Origin of the sequence: Sediminibacterium sp. C3 (assembly GCF_000508085.1) — a bacterium.
Lineage (GTDB): Bacteria > Bacteroidota > Bacteroidia > Chitinophagales > Chitinophagaceae > Sediminibacterium.
Genome location: NZ_AXUM01000001.1, coordinates 1 through 1479 on the forward strand (window position 1 = coordinate 1; position 1479 = coordinate 1479).

Consider the following 1479-nt stretch of genomic DNA (forward strand, 5'->3'; position numbering starts at 1 on the left):
CAGAATCAATCACTTGCGAAGAACTTTCGGTTGTTATTAACCACCCTTTTACCGAACGGGCGGCGAAGATACGAAGCTTTTTTATTCCGCCAAATTTTTATTCAAAAATTTGAAACTTTTTTTCTCCAAACCTACTCTCAAAAACCTCTTAAAGAACATCCCCTTTTTTGTTAAGCGGGATGCAAATGTAGGAAGATATTTTTAATTGCCAAATCAAAATGTTGATTATTTTAAAAAAGAAAATCAAATATTCACAGAGTGTGCATTAGCAAAGGATTTCAGCGAGTATAAAAAAGGAAGAAAATTATTTGCGCATAAATGCAATGTAAAGTTTACTTTACATTGCATTTAAAATGATAAGCCTCACAACAACCCAAAATACATCTTGACAAATCAAAAATTGGACTTGAAAAATCAAAAATATGGACTAGCCAAATCAACAAAATGGAAGATTCATCTTGTAAATAAGTAAGATCCATTCATGTAAACGAAAACCATTCAATAATAAATATTTAAACCAAGAAGCAAATGAAAATGCTATTACCCTATCCATTCAAAAAGGCAGGTGTTATAATGATACCACTTGGATGCATCCTATGGATATTCATGCAAAAGAAGATTATCTATAGTGCAAATATGCCTATCATCCATATTACTGCAGCAGTGAGTGGAGTGTTTCTATTCGTGATTGGCATAATATGCATTTGCTTCTCAAGAGAAAAAATAGAAGATGAAATGATCAAAACCATCCGATTAGAATCCTTCCAGATAGCAGGTATGATTCAACTCATTTTATTATTTGCAGGTTTGATTTACATCTTAGTAGCCGGTGATCCCGGAGAGAGTGGGATGATGCTCTTTTTACTGCAATTAACAGGCAGTTTCTGGATCATCTATGTCCTTCGCTTCAATTACATCATACATTGGAAAAACAAAGACATTAAAGAATAATGACCAACCTGATTAAAGAAGAAAGACTAAAGAAAAATATGACTCAGACAGATCTGGCAGCCTTGGTAAATGTATCCAGGCAAACCATCTTTTCAATAGAAACCAACAAGTACATTCCATCTGTACTACTCGCGTTAAAGATGGCAAAAGTGTTAGGCAAGAAAGTCGACTATTTGTTCTACTTATCTGAACAGGATTAATAAATCTTGTTTACCTACCATTCGGGTATGGGCAAAAAAAAACCTCAATCTTTCGATTGAGGTTCAATAAATATGGCAGCTACCTACTCTCCCAGCTAGATGCGAGTACCATCGGCCATGGGGGACTTAACTTCTCTGTTCGGAATGGGAAGAGGTGAACACCCCCGGCAAAACCACCATAAAATCTTGGGTCATACGACCTTAATATTTTACATATTGGAAAGGAAAAAAACAAAACATAAAAAAATAAAGCTTACGGGCAATTAGTACTACTCGGCTTTGTTGTTACCAACTTTACACCTATAGCCTATCAACGTCGTAGTCTTCG

2 protein-coding genes and 2 rRNA genes are annotated in these 1479 nt (G+C 35.2%); 2 read left to right on the top strand and 2 right to left on the bottom strand.

The features are described 5' to 3' along the window. Nucleotides 1-528: 528 nt before the first annotated feature. Both F777_RS0100010 and F777_RS0100015 read left to right on the top strand, forming a co-directional pair. Complete coding sequence (locus F777_RS0100010; RefSeq protein ID WP_037368938.1) at nt 529-951, top strand: hypothetical protein; 423 nt, start codon at nt 529-531, stop codon at nt 949-951. After that, on the top strand, nt 951-1151 hold the full coding sequence (locus tag F777_RS0100015; protein WP_026750244.1) for a helix-turn-helix transcriptional regulator: 201 nt from the start codon (nt 951-953) through the stop codon (nt 1149-1151). The genes F777_RS0100010 and F777_RS0100015 overlap by 1 nt, the downstream gene beginning before the upstream one ends. A gap of 70 nt (nt 1152-1221) precedes the next feature. On the opposite strand, the gene rrf is transcribed toward F777_RS0100015, so the two are convergent. Continuing rightward, nucleotides 1222-1332 (bottom strand): 5S ribosomal RNA (rrf, locus tag F777_RS0100020). Nucleotides 1333-1393: 61 nt separating this feature from the next. Next, nucleotides 1394-1479: ribosomal RNA gene (locus F777_RS0100025) — 23S ribosomal RNA — on the bottom strand; the annotation flags it as partial.